Source organism: Paenibacillus agaridevorans, assembly GCF_018604145.1.
Taxonomy (GTDB): domain Bacteria; phylum Bacillota; class Bacilli; order Paenibacillales; family Paenibacillaceae; genus Pristimantibacillus; species Pristimantibacillus agaridevorans.
In genome coordinates this window covers 278,823-299,226 of the sequence record NZ_CP075889.1, presented here as the reverse complement: position 1 = coordinate 299,226, position 20,404 = coordinate 278,823, and the positions used below count along the sequence as shown (strand labels likewise).

Sequence of the window (20,404 nt, the reverse complement as noted above, 5' to 3'; positions counted from 1 at the left end):
CCTCCTTGTTATTCTTTGACCGATCCAAGCATAATGCCGTGAATAAAAAAGCGTTGCAGAAACGGGTAAATCAGCAGCACAGGAAGCATGGTGACAAATATTTTTGCCGCATTGAGCGTCCGGTTGGACAGCTCCCCGAGATTTTTGAGCTGATCCGGCGTCATACTTTCCGTACTAAAACGGACAACCATTTGTTGTACATAGGTTTGCAACGGATATTTCTCCGGATTGCTGATCAGGATCAGCCCGTCAAAGAAGGAGTTCCAATGGCCGACGATGCTGAACAGAGTTACGGTCGCAAGCACGGGCGCGGATAGCGGGACAAAGATGTTCCACAGCACATACCACGGCCCAGCGCCATCCATATAACCAGCCTCCTCCAACTCCCGCGGCAAACTGCGGAAGAAGTTGACTGTCAGGATGACGTTGAACACCGGCACCGCCCCCGGCAGCACCAGCGCCCAGATCGTATTCAGCAATTCATATTCCTTGATGGTCAGATACCACGGAATCAGTCCGCCGCTGAACAGCATCGTAAATACAACAAACCACATGTACACATTGCGTCCGGAGAACTGCGCTGCGGATTTGGACAGCGGATACGCCATCAGCACCGTCAGCACGAAGTTGATCAGCGCCCCAAGACCCACACGCTGCAAGGAAACGCCGAACGCGCGAAAAAAAGCGGGATCGTCCATAATAGTCCTGTAAGCTTGCAGCGTGAATTGGACCGGCCATAGCTTAACCAGCCCCCCGGCTGCCGCGGCGCTGGAGCTCAACGAGACGGCCACCGTATACCAGATCGGATAAAGCGACAGCAAGGCGGCACCGCCCAGCACCAGCGCGATCAGGCCGTCCGCCAGCTTGTCGGACAGAGAATGGGATTTCATCATGGATGTTCACCTCCGTCCTTCAGAAGATTCGATAATTGGCAAAGCGGGATGCCAGCACGTAAGAGCATATAATCAACACGAAGCTGACAACGGACTTCAACAAGCCGACAGCGGTGGCAAGACCATACTGGGCATCCATCAAACCGCTGCGGTACACATAAGTGTCGATGATATCGCCCGACTCGTAGACGACGGGATTGTATAAGTTGAACACTTGATCGAAGCCCGCATTAAGCACATTGCCGAGCCCCAACGTAGCGAGCAGCACAATGACAGGCAGCATGCCCGGCAGTGTCACATGCCGCAGCCGCTGCCAGCGCCCCGCGCCGTCCAGCGCCGCAGCCTCGTACAGCGCCGGGCTGATGCCTGCCAAAGCAGCGAGGAACACAATCGTATTAAAGCCAAATTCTTTCCACACCTCGCTTCCGATCAATATCGCCGGGAACCACTTATTGCTGGCAAAGAACAGAATCGGCTCGATATCAAACACGCTGAGCAGTTGATTGACCAAACCCTTGTAGCCCAGAATATCGGTAAGAATACCTGCCAGGATAACCCATGACAGAAAATGCGGCAAATAAACGACCGTCTGCACGATCCGCTTGAACAGCCTCATCCGCAGTTCGTTCAGCAGCAGCGCGAATACGATCGGCACGGCCAGATTGCCCGCTATTTTCATAATGGCGATAAACAACGTATTTCTAAAAATAAGTCCGCTGTCCCGCAACTGGAACATATAGCGGATATTGTCAAGCCCCGTCCACTCCGAATGAAAGATGCCGCGGCCCGGACTGTATTGCTGAAACGCGATAACGATGCCAAACATCGGCACGACAGAGAACAGCACCAGCAGCAGAATACCGGGCGCAAGCATGAGATGGTAGTCCAGCGCAAACGTTTTTTTTCTCCCCATGACGGCTCCTCCCCCTTCAAAGGAAAGTGGCGCCGGACTGTCGCGGGCACCACTTTCACATTTATCGTTTTATGGCTGCAGGAGTTCGGCCACCTCGGCCGTTATTTCGTCACCGCCCTGCTTCTTCCAATCAATTACGAATTGGTCGAACGCTTCGATCGGCGCCGAGCCCATAATAATTTTGTTAAACACCTCCTGCTGCAGCTTGCCGAGAGCCGCTCCCTTCGTCACCATTGTGTTCGTTTCGCCGTAGTAGAGGCTCGGCACTTTATTGAGCTGAGGCTGGAGCAGTTGTCCGCCCCCGACAACATAGGAGAAGGCTTCCGACCAAGCTGCAATATCTGAGGTAGGGTTGTCTTTTGTTTTAAGCCAGCTTTCATAAATGCGCTTCTGTTTGCTCGTAAGCTGATCCGCTGGCAGCTCGTTGTTCAGAGCCTTGATGACTTTCTCAGCATCCTTTTCGATGGAATCCGGGAAGTCGACTGGCGCACGCAGCGGCTCGTTGACCCAGTCCACGCCGAGATCCATATCGGCCTCGGGATCAAGGCCCTGTTCGTTTTCGGTCTGCACATTGACCAGCTTCATGATCGCTTCGGGATGTTTGTAGCCTTTTTTCACCACATAGAACATCGAAGAAGGCGATTGCACATGCGTGTTGTATTTGCCGTCCTTGCCGAGCGGCGCCAGATATGCCTTCCATTGTGCTTCCGGATCGTTCTGCATCGACTGGTTGAGCGGGTTGAAGCCCATCCACCACGGTCCGAAGAAGACGCCCGTACGGTTGCTGATGATCGGCTCCAACACATCCTTGCGCAGCGCAAACTCCTTGTCGATGAGACCCGCCGCATACATCTCTCTCAGCTTCGCCAGCGATTCTCTCGTCTCCGGGGCGATCAGGCCGCTCATGACATTGCCGTCCTTGTCCTTCACCCAGTTGGTCGGAAACGCGCCGTAGGAAGCGAAGATCGGATTCAGCGTCGGGAAGTTGTTGGTCATGCCGAACAGGCTGTAAGCCGGCAAGCCGATCTGATCCTTGACGTTGCCCGGATTTTTATCCAGAAACTCAGCGATGACATGCTCCAGTTCCTCCAGCGTGGTCGGCGCCTGCAGCCCGAGCTTATCCAGCCAGTCCTGGCGGATGAACATCATGTACATCGAGTCGCCCAGTCCCTGCGAAGCGGGAATCGCCATCACCCGTCCGCCGAACGTGGCCGCTTTGGTCGCCGCATGATCGCCCGCCGCATAGATTTCCTTGACGAGCGGAGACGCGTATTGCTCGATGACCTCGGTCATATCCTCTACCAATCCGGCGTCCACCAGCTTGCGCAGCTCGGAGTACGAGTACACGACCATAGCGTCGGGAAGATCGCCACTGGCGGTCGCTACGCTTACCTTCTGGGAGTAAGCTTCGCCTCCCGCTTGCCAATAAGCTTTAAACTTCAAATTCAGCCGCTTCTCCAGATAACGCGTAAACTGGTTGCTGATCGGCGTATCTCCTTCCGGCAGCGATTTGTCAGACAGATTAAGCGACTTGCCAATGGAAATTTCGAGCGGCTCCTCGTAACGTCCAAAGGGATCGTGCTCTTCGACGATGGAGGTTGCCTCCGGGTTGGCTGTTGCCGTATTTCTCCCCGTTCCAGCGGTGCTCTCCGGCTTGCCCGCTCCACCGGTGCAGGCAGTCGTCAGCATGGCGGACAGGACAAACAATAGAGTGAAGTTTCTGATAAATCGTGTTGACACGTTACATCCCCCTAGCGTATTTGTTTAATTAACTGTTCAGCTTGCGATCGCACTTTTATTATAAATGAAAAAAACCGTTTCCAAGTCGGGAAACGGTCCTTGATTAAGAGCATATTTGCCTCATGTCGCCTAAAGAAAGATTTAGCAGCGGACGAAAATCCACTATGGGCTGGACGTTTCTCCACTTGTGCCGATATAGCGGGAGCGGTATTCGCGCGGCAGCAGCCCGTATTGGCTGCGGAATACTTTACTAAAATATTTTTCGTCGGCATATCCGGAGCGTTCCGCTACCCAGTAGATAGGTTTGTCCGTGCTTTCCAGCAGACGCTTCGCCCGTTCCATGCGAGCTGCGCGCACATATTCAACGAACGGCTTGCCCACCATATCACGGAAACATTGGCTGAAGTAACTGCGGCTGAGATTAACCGCTACGGCGACATCAACGAGGCTAAAATCTTCTTCCAAATGCTCCTCGACATACCGAATCGCCTTCGCGACGCTCTCTACTACCTCGGACGAATACCCGTTATGCAGAAAGGCGGACTGATATCGTCGACGGATGCCGTCCAGCATGTCGACGCAGCCGCTCCAATCCGTCATGCGCTCGAGATCCGGCTCCAGACCCGCCGCTTCTCCGGCCACTCCGAACGTGCGAAGCTCCCGCAGCGACGACAGCAGCATGTCCCGCGTTCGGATGGCAGGCAGGCGCGCATCCTTTGTCGCCCGCAGTAGCTCAGCATACACCTCGTCATCGCGAAGCCATCGCCATTCGATCCAGCTCCGTTGCAATGACGACTGAAGCGCTACGGTCTCCGGTTCAGCCATCGCTTCCGCAAGCCAAGCCTCCGGATCGACCCGGTAGACGCGACGTTCCGGTTCGGACAGATAGAACAGCCCCGTCTCCCGGAAGCGCCGCGCCGCTTTGCCGAGCCGATCCCGTTCTATGCCGCACGGCCTCTCGAAACCGAGCACCGTCCATTCTCTGCCAAGTGCTTGCTGAATGCTTACTGCCCCGCCTTCCTTGTTGTATTCGGGAAGCGGCACGTACCAGACGCCGTCATCCAGTTCCTGCGCTTCTGCGACCATATGAGCAGGACGCTCCGCCGCTTTACCTCCGCGCTTGCCGATATAATAGGCGAGCGCCAGTGTCTCCAGCGACAAACTCACTTGCGCCATGCCGCCTCGTTGACGTTCCTTCCCGATACGCGCCTTGATCCGGCCCAATACCTGCTCCAGCTGCTCCTTCTCCAGTTCTACCTTTGCAATATAATCGATAGCGCCGAGGCGCAGCGCTTCCTGCACCAGCTCGAAATCCTGATGGAACGTCAGCACGACGACCGGAATGTCGGGATGCCGCTCCTTCATGACATGCATCAGCTCCAGTCCCGACAATACGGGCATCGCCAGGTCGGTAATGACCAGATCCACAGGATTGGCCGACAAAAATTCCAGCGCTTTCTCGCCATTGGCCGCCTCGCCCGCCACTTTCATTCCGAATTTGTCCCATGGCATCAATGCGATAAAGCCAGCTCGAACCAGTTTTTCGTCATCCACGACCAACACGTTCATCTCGTTAAGTCCCCTCCTGTCTGATGGGCAGCTTGAGATAGACGCAAGTGCCTTCACCTTCGACGCTTTCTATGCCGAAGTCCGCGGACTGTCCAAATTGATTTTCCAGCACCTTGCGCACGTAGTAGGTGCCAATGCCAAGACCGATCTTGCCGTCTGTTCCGAGACCGTCCTGCATCAGCATATCCAATTTGGGCTGCGTCATGCCCGCTCCATTGTCCCGCACTGTAATCGTGAATACAGGCTCGCCGGACAATCGCCCAATCGTGACGGTGATGACCCCGTTCTCGCCGAGATTGCCGTGATACAGCGAATTTTCAACGAGAGGCTGCAGGATAAATCGCGGTATCGCGAACTGAAGCACCTCCGGCTCCGCCAGCACGGACACCTGGAATTCGAAGTCGTAGCGGACTCTTTGCAAGGCAATATAATCCTGCAGCGCTTCGATTTCCTCCGCGACGGTAGACATATGTCCTTTTTTGCCAAGATTGTAATACAGAAGCTTGTTCAGCGAAGAAGCCAGCTCGTCGATCTCATGATTGCCCTTGACGCGAGCAAGCCACCGTATCGTATCAAGCGTGTTATGAATAAAATGCGGGTTGATCTGGTACAGCAGCTTCTCCGTCTCGAAGTCCGCTCGCCGCCTCTCTTTGATGGCGTTATCCTCCAGCAGTTGCCGGATGCGAAGCCGCATCTTCTCGAAGTGCCGCAACAGTTGATCGAACTCCACGATTCGGGTAGACGCGATTGGCGTAGACAAGTCGCCGGTGCCGACCAGTTGGAAACCGCTGTTGATTCTCCTCAGCGGGTCATAAACCATGCGCCAGATCACCCGCGCGAGTATAAGGCCCACGACAAGCGACAGCAGCAGAATGACGCCAAGCTGCAGCAACCAGCGGTTAATCTCCTTATGGTAGGTGCCACTGGGCACCAGGCTGACGACCCTCCAGCCTGTATACGTCGGTTCATGAAACAGATAATACCCAGTACTGCGAACCTTCTTCGTACCACCCAAAGCGAGACGACTGCCTGGCGGGAACGCCTTCTCCTCTTCCGAATAAATCACTACGCCGGTGTCGTCCACAATGAGATGCGGGCGATTCGTCCGATCGGTTTCGAGAATATTTTGCATAAAATTATAACTTGTCTCCGCATAGATCATCACATGTTTGTTGTCGGGCAAGTCGACTCTTCGAATGACGGATAGTACATTCCGATGATTAAAACGATCCAGTGATCGATGCGGACGGAAATAGGTGATGCTTGAAGTCTTAGACATGACCGGCAACTCGTCCAGTCTAAACTCCCTTACCTGCGGCATTGCAAACACCAGCGACTCGCTGGACTCGTCGTAATAAAAGGTCAGTCCAATCACGGGGTTGGTAATGGAGATCAAATTGAGTTCGCTCGTAATCTCCCGTGTCAGCTTCGATTTCTCGTACAGATCGTCCGAAGTCAACCACTCCCCCAGCTTGCTCCCCACGCTGTCGGCGAAAGCGAAGCGCTGTGTGGCGTAGTTCAGACTTTCCAACGTTCCCTGCAACGATGTCGCGAACTGCTTCAGATTGTTCTGAATTTCGTTCTCGATTCGCTGATTCAACAGCGGATACACGTTGCTGAGATACAGAATCAGAATGGACACGAGCGGCGCGAGCACCATAATCGTAAAAAACAGCACCAGTCGATTCTTGAGAGATCTAGACGACGGAAGTGGTACTGTCTGTTTGTTCATCCCGGCAGCTCCTGTCCTGTAAGCAGTTAACGTTCGTGGCATTGCGATCCGCCGAGCGTTCTTATTCATAAACTAACATCAAGCGAAAACCCCGTCAATCGGAGATTGACTAGTCGCCGATCCGGTTCTTCGTATTCGCCAGCTCCTCTTTGAATTAGATTCGTAATCCGACCGATAATCGTCGAGCAGACCTCAATACACAAAGAACGCTTGTCACATTATCGCGACAAGCGTTCTCCGTTCGATTACCGATTCGTTTTCATTTATACGGTATTCTGTCATATTCTTTATCAAATTTCGGGTTTATGTTACGATATCCATACGTCATTCTGTCCCATACAAGTCGAAAGCAAAAGGAGTCCGAGCCATGTATTCCGGGATGCACCATGAGCAAGTTGTCTATCAGAATCCGTTTCTTGCCATGCGAATCTGGCAAAACGATTGCAAGGATACCGCGCCGGAAGCCGTTCAATTGCAGGTCGAGCAGGATTGGAGACAGAAACAGTATGCAGAATGGCATTACCACGAGGAGGTAGAGTTTCTCCTTATCCTCAAGGGAGAGCTGACGGCCTTTTGCACAGAGGAACGATTGGTACTGCGCAAAGGAGATATCTGCCTTTTCGGATCCTCCGAACCTCACAGGACGATTCAAACGAAGGACGGCAACTTGAGTTACCTCGTGTTCCAAATTGATCTGCGCAAATATTGGGATCAGAGCACGCTGACCAGCATGCGTCACTTCTCGGAAGTTCTTCGTCCGCTCAGCACGCTGAACTACATTTACAGGGAGTGCCGCGATGCGCGCACCCGCTCTGCCGCCCTGATCCGCGATATTTTCAAGGAAATGAACGAAGGCCAGCTTGGTTACGAGCTTGCCGTTTCTTCCCGCATCAAAGATCTTCTCTTATTGCTGCTTAGACATGATGAGCGTAAGCAGCTGAATTATAGCGACAACCAATTGGCTCATCGGCTGCAGCCAGCAATTGACTATGTGGAAGAACGACTGGGCAACAAACTGTCCGTGGTCGAGGTCAGCAGCCTTCTTAATATGAGCTATACCCACTTTATTAAGACGTTCAAGAAAGCGTTCGGCATGTCCTTTATTGACTTCGTCTCCTACAAGCGAATAAGGAAGGCCGAGCAACAGCTGCTTACGAGCGACATCAGCATCGCCGAAGTTGCCGAAGCGGCGGGAGTCTCAAACCTTGGACACTTCTACGATCTGTTCCAACGGTACAACGATTGTTCGCCCAAGCAGTTCAGGGATCGGCATAAGGCGCCGGCCCTCTCCCCCCAATAGCGCATGAAGCAAGCCATACCAGCGTCCGTTTACGATTGGCCGTAAGTTTACCCTTGTTTATGAGCAAGAATATTAATTAGCTTGCCAAATGGGTCGCGAACATAGAATCTACGAACGCCCCAAGGTTCGTCGACAGGCCCATATTCTATCGGAAATCCGGCTCTCTTCATGCCTTCTAATGCGGCATCGACATTATCGACTTCGATCGATAATTCAGGCGTCGGCGTTTCTGAGCCGCCTTGCGAGGCGAAACTAATTTGAACGCTCATCTCCTCGTTTGAACCATAGGTTCTGATCCAACCATGATCCATCACTAAGTCAAGGCCGAGCACATCCTGATAGAAGGTTTTAGCTGCCGCGATATCCTTCGTGTTTATATTGGCGACAATTCGTTTGACCTTCATTTTTAACCCTCCTTAGACACAAGCATTGTCCATCAATATAGATTACTTTCGACTACCGAGTGTTTTAGCGAAGCCCTATAATAAGCCGTCTTCCAGTTGCTCAAGCACGAGGCTCCACCATTGGTTTTCGTTTGCCAGGCTGGCCGCGTCCTTCTCCTCAAACAAAGCCCGCATCCGGGTCAACTCCGTCTTGCGGTCGAAGGCCGGCCGTTTCGGATGTTGCGGAACGATCTCACCGCGGCGGAAGGCGGCCAGCCGTTCACGCATTTGCTCCGCCGTCCATATCGTCGCTTGATCACCTTCGGAGTGACTTGCTGTAAACGATCGGACGCAGGATAAGAACAACAGAAACAAACGGATATCCGAGTTAACGAATCCTGATTGCCCGGAGGTCGGGTGGAAGGAATATAGATGCCCCGAACCTTGAGCCAGTCCCAGAATGGCGCTCTCCGGCTCCCATTCGTATCCGATGGGCAGCAGCTTGCGTTCGCCAGTGTACAGAAGTCCCATATCCGCGAACGATTGGAAGCGAACGCCTAAGACGGCATCCGCGGGTTCGATAAGAGGAAGCCCTTCTTTAAGCAAAAAAGCCTCTACCTTCTCAGGCAAATTGACGGATCTGACGAGATCCGGATCATAAACGACAACACGTTTCAAAGCTCCATTTCCTCCTCTTCTTTCAATCTGAAATCCAATCTTATGGTTATTTTCCTTTCTTCGAAGCCATCCAGAAGACAAGAATCACGACTGGGATAAATATGAACCACGGAATATTAATTGTACTCTGGGTAATAACAGCGATCAGTACCAATCCTAATGTACCAAGGATGAGCCATAAGCAGCCTCTTCCAAAAGTCGCCATAGGTGTGGATCCTCCGCTTTCCCCTGAGGAAATATGATCACTATAATAACGAGAACCTTTTACCGTCTTTGATACAACGGATCCACAATATCTGCATGTTAATGATCCTTGGACCAAACGTTCATTACAGTGCTGGCATGTTGCGGGAGTTGCGTTTCTAGAATAATCTTTAACAGTGTTTGGAGTTCCTTCCATCATTGCATCTTTAAGCGAACTACCACAAATAACACATATTAACGAGCCTTCAGCGTTTGATTCCCCACAATCGGTACATATCTTTACCGCCATTAAGCAATACCATCCTTCTTTTAAAACTGTTTACTACTATAACGTATGATATGGAATAAGGTTGTGCATGAACCTGGCCTCTGCTCAATAAAAGCGGCAAAAGCAGTATCCACATGCGCCTAGTACGCTGCTATTACGAGCGCCGACGGCTGAAAATCTTCTTCCCCTTCTTCCTTGATCCGCTCGCCGTTGGCGTAAACCTGAATAGCCATGACGTTATTGCCTTTGTCATCGTAGCTCCATAGCAAGCCATTATTATCCTCGACGCTGTAGACATGGCCGTTCGGATAGGTCACGCGGAACTTGATCGAGTAAGGGTTGCTTATGTCCGCAATCGCATAGGACTGCCCGCCGATGATCAATGTGCGGTTTAGCTCGTCTTCGGTGCGTACTTGGACGGGATCAGCCGTGCTGCTATGGTAGGTGACGAGTCGTTCTTGCTCGCCGGCGAATTTGTACGTATCCTCGTACAAGTAGAAGACGCGATCCGTGAAATAGGGCCTCGACAAGAAGCCCGTCAAGACGGACGCGAAGATAACGGAGACGAAGAAAATAAAACTAGGCGTTTTCATTTTTCGGAATAAGGCTGGGGTAGAAATATTCGCTCATCCTTTCTGCTTCTGCTTTATCCCCTTACGTTCTAATAAGATAGGCGGTTGCAAGCTTTAGCTGCACAGCCTGCAGGATTTCGCCGGCAGGCTGTGTAATTAACCGGGTTGCCGCGATCTAAAGGTTAATGCTAAGAAAATAAACCAGCGGCGGACTAGGACTTGAAAAATAAAGTCTTAGACTGCCGCTGTTGTCATTAAGCTAATGTTTCCGTTAGTTCAACAATCGTTCCATTATAAATCTTGTGATAGTCGTATCATGTCCACCACTTGTATACCATTTTCAAATATTTCTTCATCGTAATGTCTAACAAAAAAGTCTCTGTCTACTCCAGTTATTCTAAAGCCGCATTTCTGATAAAGGGCAAGTTGCCCAACACCTGAATTTCCAGTACCGACTTCAATCGTTTTGAATCCTAATTCCCTCGCAATTTGTATTGCATGTTTCACTAACTGTTTTCCGAACCCTCTGCCCTGATTCGTTTCATCAATTGCTACATTTACTAATTCAACTGTATCGGGTCTTGTTGGCAGTAAAACATAGACTCCTATTATTTGATCATTCAGTGAGGCGATATAGCAATGTCCTCTTCGAAGATATTCCTCAACAAGCTTCTGTGAAGGATCCGCTAATAATAATAGTTCAAATGGCGGGATTTCGTGCGTATGTAACTTACGTATTTGCATTTATTACACCTCGATTTTCATTGTTCCCCTGTTCACGAAAGGATTGCCATTGACAGAGATATAGAATATACCAATCATAATACACCCAATAAAGGTGGGAGTGCACTAATTTCCGTTAGTGTAACGACCTTATTTCGCAAACCAAATCAAACAGTAGACTTGTATAACGACATATGTCGCTATACAATATAATAAGAGGTGAACGGTATGGACAAAGAAATTTTGAAAGGCAGTATCGATATCCTTCTGCTCTCTATAATCGCGCGCAAGGATACTTATGGCTACGAGATTGTTCAACAGTTGAAGGAGTTGAGTCGGGATTCGTACCAAATGAGCCAAGGGACGCTCTATCCCGCGCTGAAACGGCTCGAAAACAAGGAGCTACTTCGTTCTTATTGGATTGAAACCGAAGCAAGCGGTCGGAGAAAATTCTACGCGCTCACAGAGACCGGGCGTAAGAAGTTGACTGACAAGTTAGCCGCTTGGGATCAAGTACACGCACTGATTCAATCGTGCAGAAAGGCTGGTTTCGCATGAATTCTTTTGAAGAGTATTTAAACCAAATACTGCAAAACATCGACGCCTCGGCTGAAACCAAGAGGGAGTTGTACGAAGAGTTTTTCGATCATCTGGAGCAATTGCGGAGGAGCTATGTCACCGATGGTGTGCAAGATGCGGATGCGATTAAGTTGTCTATTGCCGATTTCGGCGGATCGGAGCTTGTGGGAGGTTTGATTAACAAGGTGGTATCACCGTATCGAAAATGGTTGCAAGCCTTGTCGTGGTTCGTCTTCACGTCTTATGTGCTGATCGTTGTTTACCAACTATTTTTGACCCAAACGCGACTTATACTACGCAGCATAGGACAACCTCATCCCAACTTGACACCGTTCCAAAGCATTCTGCTATACGCCAACGGTTACCAGAATTACAATTTTGATACTTGGTTCTTTAATCTCTTCGGCAACGTGCTGCTATTCGTTCCGCTTGGATTCCTGTTGCCGATCCTCTTCGCTAAGGCACGGCGTTTCTCGACGACCATCTTCTGGACGATGCTGGCGAGCCTTACCATCGAACTGACCCAACTAGGTACGCGACTCGGCTCCTTCGACGTAGACGATCTCATTTTGAACGTACTCGGTGGAGCAATCGGATACGCGGTATGGCTAATGGCTGTCATGGGTTGGCGAATTACGTTGCAGAAGCTTCGCCCAGCGATAAAGTAAATGCGACGTACGATTCGAAATAAAAGAGCAGGAATGCACGTATTCCTGCTCTTTGCATTCTACCGTATGAACGAAAATCACTTCACTCTCGCATATATGCTCGCCGTCACCACCCACACTAAACTGCCCGTCAGCCCTCAAACAGAACTTCTCCTGATTTGTTTAAAGTGTGATGTCGAGTTTGTCATACAATCTGTATACAATGGCGGCAGCCTCTGCTCTTGAAGCTGGTTTATGAGGATGAATGGCATGATCGCTGCCTTGAACAATGCCTTCTCTTACCAATGCCGCTATCTCTGAAATGGCATAAGGGGCGATATCCGCTATGTCCTTGAACGTATCAAGTTCTTTGTTGATACCGTCTGACCTATATTTGTTATCCATGGCCAACGCCCTGGAAACCATTACCATCATTTCCTGCCTGGATATAAGCTCGTCTGGCTTGAACCTGTTCCCGCCTATCCCTTTTGTTATCCCCAGCTTCCGGGCTATGCCAACGGCATTATAATAATCGGAGCGATCGGGTATATCCGCGAAGTTAGCATCAACCGTCGTCGTAATTCCAAGAGCTCGAACCAACGCATCGACAAAGTCCGCCCTCGTTATTCCCGCTGCCGGCTTGAAGCCTCCTTCGCCTTCTCCGCTCATAATCCCTTTGGACGCCAATACCCGAATGGAGTGCGCGGCCCAGTAGTATCCGGTTATATCGTCAAAGTTTACTACTCGATAGGACACGACGTACTTCCCTAATTGATTGGTCCTTAGCACTACCGCTCCCAGAGATTCGTCGTAACTTCCCGTCGGGATCGGAAGCGCTCGGCCATCTTCCGCCGTATAGGAGACGACGATATGCTCATATGCCTTTAATTCCTCCGATGTCGGCGTATAAGGGATCGTGACGATTATAGCGGCCTCCGGGTTGATGGCTGTTATCTTCTGTCCCCCGGCAGCGGCTTTCAACGAAAGGAATGGTTTTTCATCTGCAGCGGATGCCTCGACGGTAAGCTCGACGTCAGTTGCGGAAGCGATTACCGCAGCCGCAAGCATATGGCCGGGAACCTCCACCGTCCCGATCTCCGTCTGAATCCGCAGCTTATCATGCGCACCGTAGGAAGTTAAAAATTCGGATGGAACAACGACAGTGTAAGCAACCGCCCCTGCAATCTCGGGCACATCGACGATCACGAGCTTGCCTCCCTGAATACCGGCTTGGCTGTTGCTGCGAGCTTCCAGAATATTGTCTTTATCTAAAAATGCCTTCGCCTCGCCCGTACGCTGATCCAATGACGTTGCAGCAACCGTAATCCGATTCGCAGAAACTACGTTGTCGGAAGAAACCGGCATGCTTTCTATCCGCGATCCATTCGTCGGCTCCCCTTCATTGGGATCGACAGGTTCTTCCTTGTTTTCCTTCATGGATACCGTTATCGTTACAGGCGTACCGTCGGATGCCAGAGCGATCTGCAAATTTCGGGCGCTGCCCCAAGCCGTTGTGACCTCTTCCTGTAATTGCGCGGCCGCATCGGCTGGCCATTCTATCTTCATGGATGAATTTCCCGCTTGATAAATGAGCGTATTATCGCCGAATACCGCAGGTTCCGTACCCGCTACGCCGGATGCGACCGGCAAGTTAACGTATGCCTCTTGAGCTTCCTCCTCCAGCTGAAGACTGACCTTTATTAACGTTTGCTGCTCTCCCAGCTCATACCTCCAGACCAGCTCTCCTTTGGGAGCGGTCAATGGTGTCCGTAGCTCGAAGATTTCATCCTGCACAATCCAGGTCAGAGACGTACGCTCTTCGCCCGTATAAAAAAATTTCCCGTTGTGATCCTTGCCGAAAACGCCGGAATGCGTCATATCGGACGGTAACGTGATAGTGCCGTTCTTGTTGTTCCGCAACGAGGAAACGACGCTCCCTGTTCCCTCTCCCCACATAACGGTTGGACCGCCTCCAAATTTGGCCTGCGGAATCTTGCCGGAAACTCCCGTTACATCATAAAATACGACTCCGTACAGCGGTCCTCGCTTCCATGCTACTTGCCCCGGAAGCTCCCAGGTGCCAAACTCGCTGTCAATCGGAAGCGCGGCAGGCTCTATTGCAACAGGCTTGCTAAACGCCGAATAAATAATATGCGGCCAATAGCTGATCATATCATACGCCCCGGCCTTAAGCGGCAACAGCGCTTGAAGCACCTTGATCGCCCATTCATCGGTATTGATTCTATGCGCCATCACATCCCCGCCGGCCAGATCGGCCGGATCTTCGGAAGGACCCGGCCACATCAGATACCTTGTCAGCGACAAAGGCATTTCGGCACGCATCATAATGTCTCCCGGATACGTCGCCTGATGAATGGGGGTATTTGTTCTCGTGTTTATCGCTGTAGGGGAAGCCATGCTGCCATCCGGCTGCGGCAGCCAATAGAAGCTCTTGAAATACAGATTTTTTTCAATCCCCGCTCGCAATTTTTCCAAAATAACGCGATCGGCGGCTCCACTCTCTTTGTAAACCAGATAGGACGCCACCATGTGGAAGGAGCTGAGACTGTCATAGTTGCCGTCCGGACCAAAGTTCTCCATATAAAAACCCGTCGGATGCAATCCCATCAGTTTGGAGCTTGCTCCATGGGCGCCATCCATAAAAGCTGCAGCCATTTTTTCGAAATTACGCAAAAACCGGGTTTCTCCCGTCGCCTCATACATATATAATTGGGCGAGTATGTTATGCGACCATTGATTGGAGAGAAAGCTTCTGGTATCCGCGTTTTTATCCAAAAAGGCGGTAACGGCTTCTTCCCAAAGAGCGGCGGTCTCCGGGTCCACCTTATCGTGAAGCAGTAAAAAAGGATCAACGACCATGGGACCGACCATTATAAAATAATTCGTGCTAGGGACAGGCAGATCCCTTAGATCGGAATCCTTATAGGTAAAGTCCCCCTGAAGCCACGCCAGAAAACTCATGGAGTTTAATACCGCGCGTTTTAACAAGGCCTCGTTTTCGTAGGCAGGGTTCATCTGCCCCGGCACGGCGACCGCGGCAGCCATCGCGCCGGCAAAGGAGGAATATTGATTTTTGACCGGCCTTGCCGGATCATAATCCAGAATCATGCCGAAACCCGGATCGTCCTTGTCCAATATCTGATGCTCAAAGGCATAGTCCAACCCTTGAAGACTGCCGTATTTTCCGTACAATAGCGCCTCCATGCGAGGATTGGCGAGATCCAACGGCACTTCTTCCGGAAAATCCAGCTCTACCTCCAAAGACTGCTCCGCAAGCTCTACCATCTTCTCCCTAAGCCTTGCCTGCAGCTTGCCGGGCATGATAAACCTTTCCGCTTCAAACGTTCCTCCCTTTAATGCCAGCGCAGCTTCAGCTGTAGGGGCTAACAATGCCGGCGTTCCGTCGATTACGATATAGCCCCCGAATCCGTTCAAATCCAATGACCATACCTCATTAACCGGCGTGGACTCCAATTGGATGACGTTTCTGCCTCCCACATTCGCCAGATTGCCGGCCACTGCTCCCGTTTGATTGCGCAAGGTTACATGCGGCGCATTGCCAAAAGCCTCGAGAAAAAAGTATCCTCTCCCCAAATTAGGCATAAAGGTCGGAAGCTGGTTTTGTTGTGTGATGTCGGCAAGATAAATATAAGCCGTTTTGGGCGTTGTTTCGGTAATGCCTAATGCCATCTCGCCCCGCACGCCCCAAACATCCGTCTCCGGCAGGCCGATTTCAAGGATATCTCCCTCTCGTCCGCCCGTAAAGGAGACCGTCCATATGCCGGGCTGCCCCGATGGAATCGTGAGGATTTCGACTTTCTTGCCGGGCGGCTGACTGCTGAAATCGTGAAGGAGCACCATATTGCCGTCGGGATCAAATACTTTGGCATAAGCCGTAGGGACAAACGGTTCAAAGGTCGGCGTTTGCGTGGTACGGCTCAAATACACCTCTTGCGGACCGCTGCCGTCGTATCGAGCCAGCACCCCAAATCCTCTATTATCTCCCGTCAATACTTTATTGACGGAAACCTGGTACACCGGAAAACGTTCCGCCAAATCACCGTCCAGTCCAGGGGCAATCGGCGTCGTTTGACCCGGCGAAGGCGTGGCAGTTGGAGCAGTTGTTGGTGTAGGCGCAGGAGTGACCTCCTTTGTCGTCCACTCGAATTTCACCGCGTCCGCTAGCGTATAACCTGGATGCGAGGCAAGTATTTTCAAATAATTATCCGTGCTCTGCGAGAGCGCGAATGTGCCGATTTCAACCCACTTATTTCGGTCATCCCTCTGATTGATGGTGAAATCCGTGCTTAACCCATCCCTATGCTTGATTTCTAGCGGCGCCGCTTCCGGTCTCGTGCCATGCGGCGGAACCCACATCGATATGATGTAGTTGCCTTCCACAGGGATATCGGGCGTAAACATGGCCCATTTGGTCGGATTGGCGCCAGCCGAACCGTCATGATAATAACGCGAGCTTTGTGTTCCGCCTACTCCTTGTCCAACTACCCATGGCGAATCCGTCGTAAACCCTTCGTCGTCATTATAAACAATTACGGTTGCGTTTTCGGGCGGAATAGACGGGCTTGTTGTCGGAGTCGGCGATGGAACAGGGGAAGGCGTAGATGAAGGCGATGAAGTGGAAGTAGGCGACGGATCGGGCGTCTCCGCTTCAGCCACCCATTCGAATTTCACGGCGTCGGCAAGCGTGGTTCCTGCATCCGAGGCTAATAATTTCAGATAATTTTCTGTACCCTCTGATAACAGGAATGTACCAATTTTCACCCATTTGTTGCTGTTTGCCTTTTGATTAATGGTCAGATCCGTGCTGATGCCGTCCCTATATTTGATCTCGAGCGGCGCAGCTTCGGGCCTTGTGCCGAAAGGCGGCACCCACATGGATATAGTGTAATAGCCTTCCACCGGGATGTCTGGCGTGAACTGCGCCCACTTGGCCGGATCTGCGCCTGTCGATCCGTCATGATAATAACGCGAGCTTTGCGTGTAGCCAACGCCTTGTCCAATCACCCATGGAGAATCCGTGGTGAATCCCTCGTCATCGTTATACACGATAACTACGATACTTTCTGCCATTACCTTGTTGTTCTCCATGCCGAAGATTGAATCCCCAAGCAGACTTTGGACAAATAAAGCGATAAGCGTAACCTTAATGAGGACTTTACGAGACATTGACATGAATTACCCTCCTCTTTTTAGAGAAACTTTTCATGCAGCTATGGCAACTGGCCCCTCGAAAAATTCAAAGAGCCAGTCGCGATTGTTGTTATGCTCGATCCCGTTACCAACAGTTCGTAAATGGTTTAGACAGCCGCTTGGCCAGCGCCTCCATATAAAAGTAATCTCCGTAAATCGTATACATCTGCTTGCCGTTCGATTGCCGGAGCAGTCCCGGGCAATCCGGGTTATTATCCGTGTAATCTTCCCCGGACAACTTCAGCAGCAGCCGGTCCGTCCATTCCTTGAGAAGAACGTTGCCCGGGTCGAACCGCAGAATCTCCATAAATGCGTTGGCTGCGATAGCTGCGGCGGAGCTGTCTCTGTGGTCGGGTTCTTGCTCGGGCAAGCGGAAGTCCCAAACGGGCACGATCTTGTCGTCCAACTGGCTGATAAAATGCTCGGAAAGCCGGATAGCCGTCTCCAGATAGAGCCTGTTGCCCGTGTACCGATAAGCTATGGCGAAGCCGTACATCGCCCATGTCGTGCCCCTCGCCCAATAGGATTCGACACTATGGCCACAATGATTGTCGCCTCCGACCGGCTGTCCGGTGTCCGAATCGAAGCGGTAGGCATGATAGACGGAACCGTCCGGCCTGACCATCCGTTTCATCGTCATATCCGCATGTTTGATGGCGATGTCTCTGTAATAATAATTGCCCGTCTCTTCTGTCGCCCAGAACAGGAGAGGCAGATTCATCATCGTGTCTATAATCGCGATCCCGCTTCCCCATGATGACGGATCATTTTCATCCATTCTTCCCCATGCTTTCAGGTACTCCCCTTTGACTACATACCTGGATGCCAGAACTTCCGCCGACCGCAACGCGGTCTTGCGATGGTTTAAATCGCCATTTAATTTATAAAGCTTTACGCAATAAGGACTGTACAGAAAACCGAGATCGTGCATCGTATTATCCGCATGCTCGAACACCTTCTTTTCGTAAGAGCCTTGCAGTCCGTTAGCCCATCTAAGCAAAGAGCGGTCATCAGAACTCTCGTATGCGATGAGCGCCCAGCCCGTAAAGAAGGATGGAACCCAGCAGCCGATATGATAGAAGTCCAACATGCTCCCATACGACTCGTCAAAATACCGGCCATCCTTCGACTCCGCAATTTCCCGGAGCTCGCCGGGAAATTGCGCGATACCGGCATAAATCTTCTTTATGCCAACCTGCCATGCCTGCTCAAGCTTTGCCTCTATGGGTCCTGCAATGGTTTCCTTCATGCATGATTCATCCTTTCACCCCGTGCTGCCCGTCTTCTATTTTCAAACCGCTCACTTTTGATTGGTTGCGTAGATCTCGTTGACTTCCTTGGTCAGAACTTCGCCGCCAGCCTTTTTCCATTTTTCGATGAAGTCATCAAATCCGCTATCCAAATCGACATCGCCTGTTATAAATTTAATGAAGTATTCGCTCTCCATATTTTTGATATCCGGGAACTGGCTGGCGGAAGGGATATTAAATTTGACCTGATCATACATTAACGGGATATCCTTAACGACTTGCTTTCTCCATTCGAGATCCTCCGTTGGATATCTTAGCAGCTCGCCTTCCAGCGACTTGCTGGACAATATACCGTAATAAGCCCCGATGCCGAGATTGTTAAGCTTGTCTGCGGTCATCTCTGTTTTGATGACGGGCAGGCCATTAACCAAATCATGATGAACGCCTTCCTCGCCAAAACTCAGATATTTCATTACCTCTGAGTCCGAATAGGCCGCATTTAATATTTCATAGATTTTTTCTCTCTTGCCCGGCGTCTTATCCACATCGACTCCCATCCCCATGTAATTGCCTGTCAATCCCCATGCCATTCCATGTCCCGTGTATTCCGGAGCCGCTACCTGAGTTCCCGCGATCGTCGGAAAGTAGGTGCTATCCGTCACCTTGATTTGCTTGCGCAGCGTTGGACGCTGATAATTCCATTGGTCAAACTTCACGCCTACCAGGCCGTTCTCGAATTCCTTCTTATTGCCATCCGCCGTAATAAATTCGGGATCAAGCACTCCGTCCTTGAACCATTTATTAAGCAACTTAAACGCCTCGCGCGCATTTTCGGTCGTCATGCCGTATGCAAGACCGCCGTTTCCGTCCTCTACCCAAAACTGAGGCTGCACGTCAAAGGCTCCGAAAACGTAAGGAAAGCTTTGATTAAGATCAGCTAACGATCCTTTTCCCGTTAAACCGTAAGTATCTTTTTTGCTATTTTGGTCGGGGTCGTTATTCCGAAATTTATATACAACATCCTCCAGCTCCTCCAGCGTTGTCGGCGGAGCATCGTAACCGATAGCTTTCAACCAATTTTCATTGTAATAAGGAAGCAACGGATAAATCCCATCTACATTCGTAATCGGAATGCCGTAATTTTTGCCATTGATCAGTCCATTCGACCAGGCTGCCGGATTATTATCGTCGACAAGCTTGGCCAAGCTAGGCATTTTCGCTTTTATCTCATCGATAGGCAGCTCTGCCAGCAGATTTTGTCCGCTATAGGCGTTGACATCGGCAATGCCCCATAAGAGCCACACATCCGGAAGCTCATCGGAAGCCAGGCGAACATTCAACTGATCCTTCCAATTTGCTCGGTCAATCCGAATGTTCTTGATTTTGACATTAAATTTCTCCTCGATATACTTCTGCCCAATGCTGCCATCCTCTGCGGGGAAGTTAAAGCTTAACCAAGCAATTTCAATCGGCTCATCGTTTGCCGTTGCGGATGGTTCGGAACTGGCGGACGGCTTGTTTGTTGCTTCGCCGTTTTTGCCGCTTCCATTGCTGCTCCCCTTGTTGCCGCCGGAGCATCCTGCTGCCAATGCCACAATTAATGCCACAATTCCTAACTTTGTTATCCATTTCATCTCTGCTTGCGCCTCCCTTTATATGTTCATTGATTTATATTAAAACAGAGGTTCCTGAACGTTCAGGACTTCCGTTTCAATCACGGA

Annotated in this window: 16 protein-coding genes; 3 read left to right on the top strand and 13 right to left on the bottom strand. The window is 50.9% G+C overall.

Features of this window, described 5'->3' with window-relative positions:
- Window positions 1-8 precede the first annotated feature (8 nt).
- The 5 genes from KJW29_RS01155 to KJW29_RS01135 all read right to left on the bottom strand — a co-directional run bounded on the left by KJW29_RS01155 (window position 9) and on the right by KJW29_RS01135 (window position 6,847).
- Entirely contained in the window at window positions 9-893 is an 885-nt protein-coding gene (locus KJW29_RS01155) for a carbohydrate ABC transporter permease (protein ID WP_087570071.1), read from the bottom strand.
- A 19-nt stretch (window positions 894-912) separates the two neighbouring features.
- A complete protein-coding gene (locus KJW29_RS01150) occupies window positions 913-1,806 on the bottom strand; it encodes an ABC transporter permease (RefSeq protein WP_087570070.1) in 894 nt (297 codons plus the stop codon).
- Between the two features lie 69 nt (window positions 1,807-1,875).
- Window positions 1,876-3,546: an extracellular solute-binding protein gene (locus KJW29_RS01145; RefSeq protein WP_214628440.1), complete on the bottom strand. Its 1,671-nt coding sequence runs from the start codon at window positions 3,544-3,546 to the stop codon at window positions 1,876-1,878.
- A 162-nt stretch (window positions 3,547-3,708) separates the two neighbouring features.
- Complete coding sequence (locus tag KJW29_RS01140; RefSeq protein WP_214628439.1) at window positions 3,709-5,115, bottom strand: response regulator; 1,407 nt, start codon at window positions 5,113-5,115, stop codon at window positions 3,709-3,711.
- A gap of 4 nt (window positions 5,116-5,119) precedes the next feature.
- The gene (locus KJW29_RS01135) at window positions 5,120-6,847 is read right to left on the bottom strand and encodes a sensor histidine kinase (protein ID WP_214628438.1); all 1,728 of its coding nucleotides are present in this window, start codon (window positions 6,845-6,847) and stop codon (window positions 5,120-5,122) included.
- Window positions 6,848-7,214: 367 nt separating this feature from the next.
- On the opposite strand from KJW29_RS01135, the gene KJW29_RS01130 reads away from it, so the two are divergent.
- Window positions 7,215-8,147: an AraC family transcriptional regulator gene (locus KJW29_RS01130; protein ID WP_214628437.1), complete on the top strand. Its 933-nt coding sequence runs from the start codon at window positions 7,215-7,217 to the stop codon at window positions 8,145-8,147.
- 47 nt (window positions 8,148-8,194) lie between these two features.
- On the opposite strand, the gene KJW29_RS01125 is transcribed toward KJW29_RS01130, so the two are convergent.
- The 5 genes from KJW29_RS01125 to KJW29_RS01105 all read right to left on the bottom strand — a co-directional run bounded on the left by KJW29_RS01125 (window position 8,195) and on the right by KJW29_RS01105 (window position 10,996).
- Window positions 8,195-8,551, bottom strand: coding sequence for a VOC family protein (locus KJW29_RS01125; protein WP_214628436.1), 357 nt, complete (start codon window positions 8,549-8,551; stop codon window positions 8,195-8,197).
- A 75-nt stretch (window positions 8,552-8,626) separates the two neighbouring features.
- Window positions 8,627-9,208: an SUKH-4 family immunity protein gene (locus KJW29_RS01120; protein ID WP_214628435.1), complete on the bottom strand. Its 582-nt coding sequence runs from the start codon at window positions 9,206-9,208 to the stop codon at window positions 8,627-8,629.
- Between the two features lie 46 nt (window positions 9,209-9,254).
- A complete protein-coding gene (locus KJW29_RS36690; RefSeq protein WP_214628434.1) occupies window positions 9,255-9,701 on the bottom strand; it encodes a double zinc ribbon domain-containing protein in 447 nt (148 codons plus the stop codon).
- Between the two features lie 119 nt (window positions 9,702-9,820).
- Window positions 9,821-10,273, bottom strand: coding sequence for a hypothetical protein (locus KJW29_RS01110; protein ID WP_214628433.1), 453 nt, complete (start codon window positions 10,271-10,273; stop codon window positions 9,821-9,823).
- 270 nt (window positions 10,274-10,543) lie between these two features.
- A complete protein-coding gene (locus tag KJW29_RS01105; protein WP_214628432.1) occupies window positions 10,544-10,996 on the bottom strand; it encodes a GNAT family N-acetyltransferase in 453 nt (150 codons plus the stop codon).
- A 207-nt stretch (window positions 10,997-11,203) separates the two neighbouring features.
- Here KJW29_RS01105 and KJW29_RS01100 point away from each other — a divergent pair, with 207 nt between their 5' ends.
- Together KJW29_RS01100 and KJW29_RS01095 are read left to right on the top strand one after the other, a co-directional pair.
- Window positions 11,204-11,533 (top strand): PadR family transcriptional regulator, encoded by a 330-nt coding sequence (locus KJW29_RS01100; RefSeq protein ID WP_214628431.1) that lies wholly within the window; start codon window positions 11,204-11,206, stop codon window positions 11,531-11,533.
- A complete protein-coding gene (locus tag KJW29_RS01095; protein ID WP_214628430.1) occupies window positions 11,530-12,222 on the top strand; it encodes a VanZ family protein in 693 nt (230 codons plus the stop codon). Before KJW29_RS01100 ends, KJW29_RS01095 begins: the two co-directional genes overlap by 4 nt.
- A 162-nt stretch (window positions 12,223-12,384) precedes the next feature.
- Here the strand turns inward: KJW29_RS01095 and KJW29_RS01090 are convergent, their stop codons facing one another.
- From KJW29_RS01090 to KJW29_RS01080, 3 genes are all read right to left on the bottom strand, one after another.
- Complete coding sequence (locus KJW29_RS01090; RefSeq protein ID WP_214628429.1) at window positions 12,385-17,409, bottom strand: golvesin C-terminal-like domain-containing protein; 5,025 nt, start codon at window positions 17,407-17,409, stop codon at window positions 12,385-12,387.
- A 109-nt stretch (window positions 17,410-17,518) separates the two neighbouring features.
- A complete protein-coding gene (locus tag KJW29_RS01085; RefSeq protein WP_214628428.1) occupies window positions 17,519-18,682 on the bottom strand; it encodes a glycoside hydrolase family 88 protein in 1,164 nt (387 codons plus the stop codon).
- A gap of 51 nt (window positions 18,683-18,733) precedes the next feature.
- A complete protein-coding gene (locus KJW29_RS01080) occupies window positions 18,734-20,317 on the bottom strand; it encodes an extracellular solute-binding protein (protein WP_214628427.1) in 1,584 nt (527 codons plus the stop codon).
- Between the last annotated feature and the right edge of the window lie 87 nt (window positions 20,318-20,404).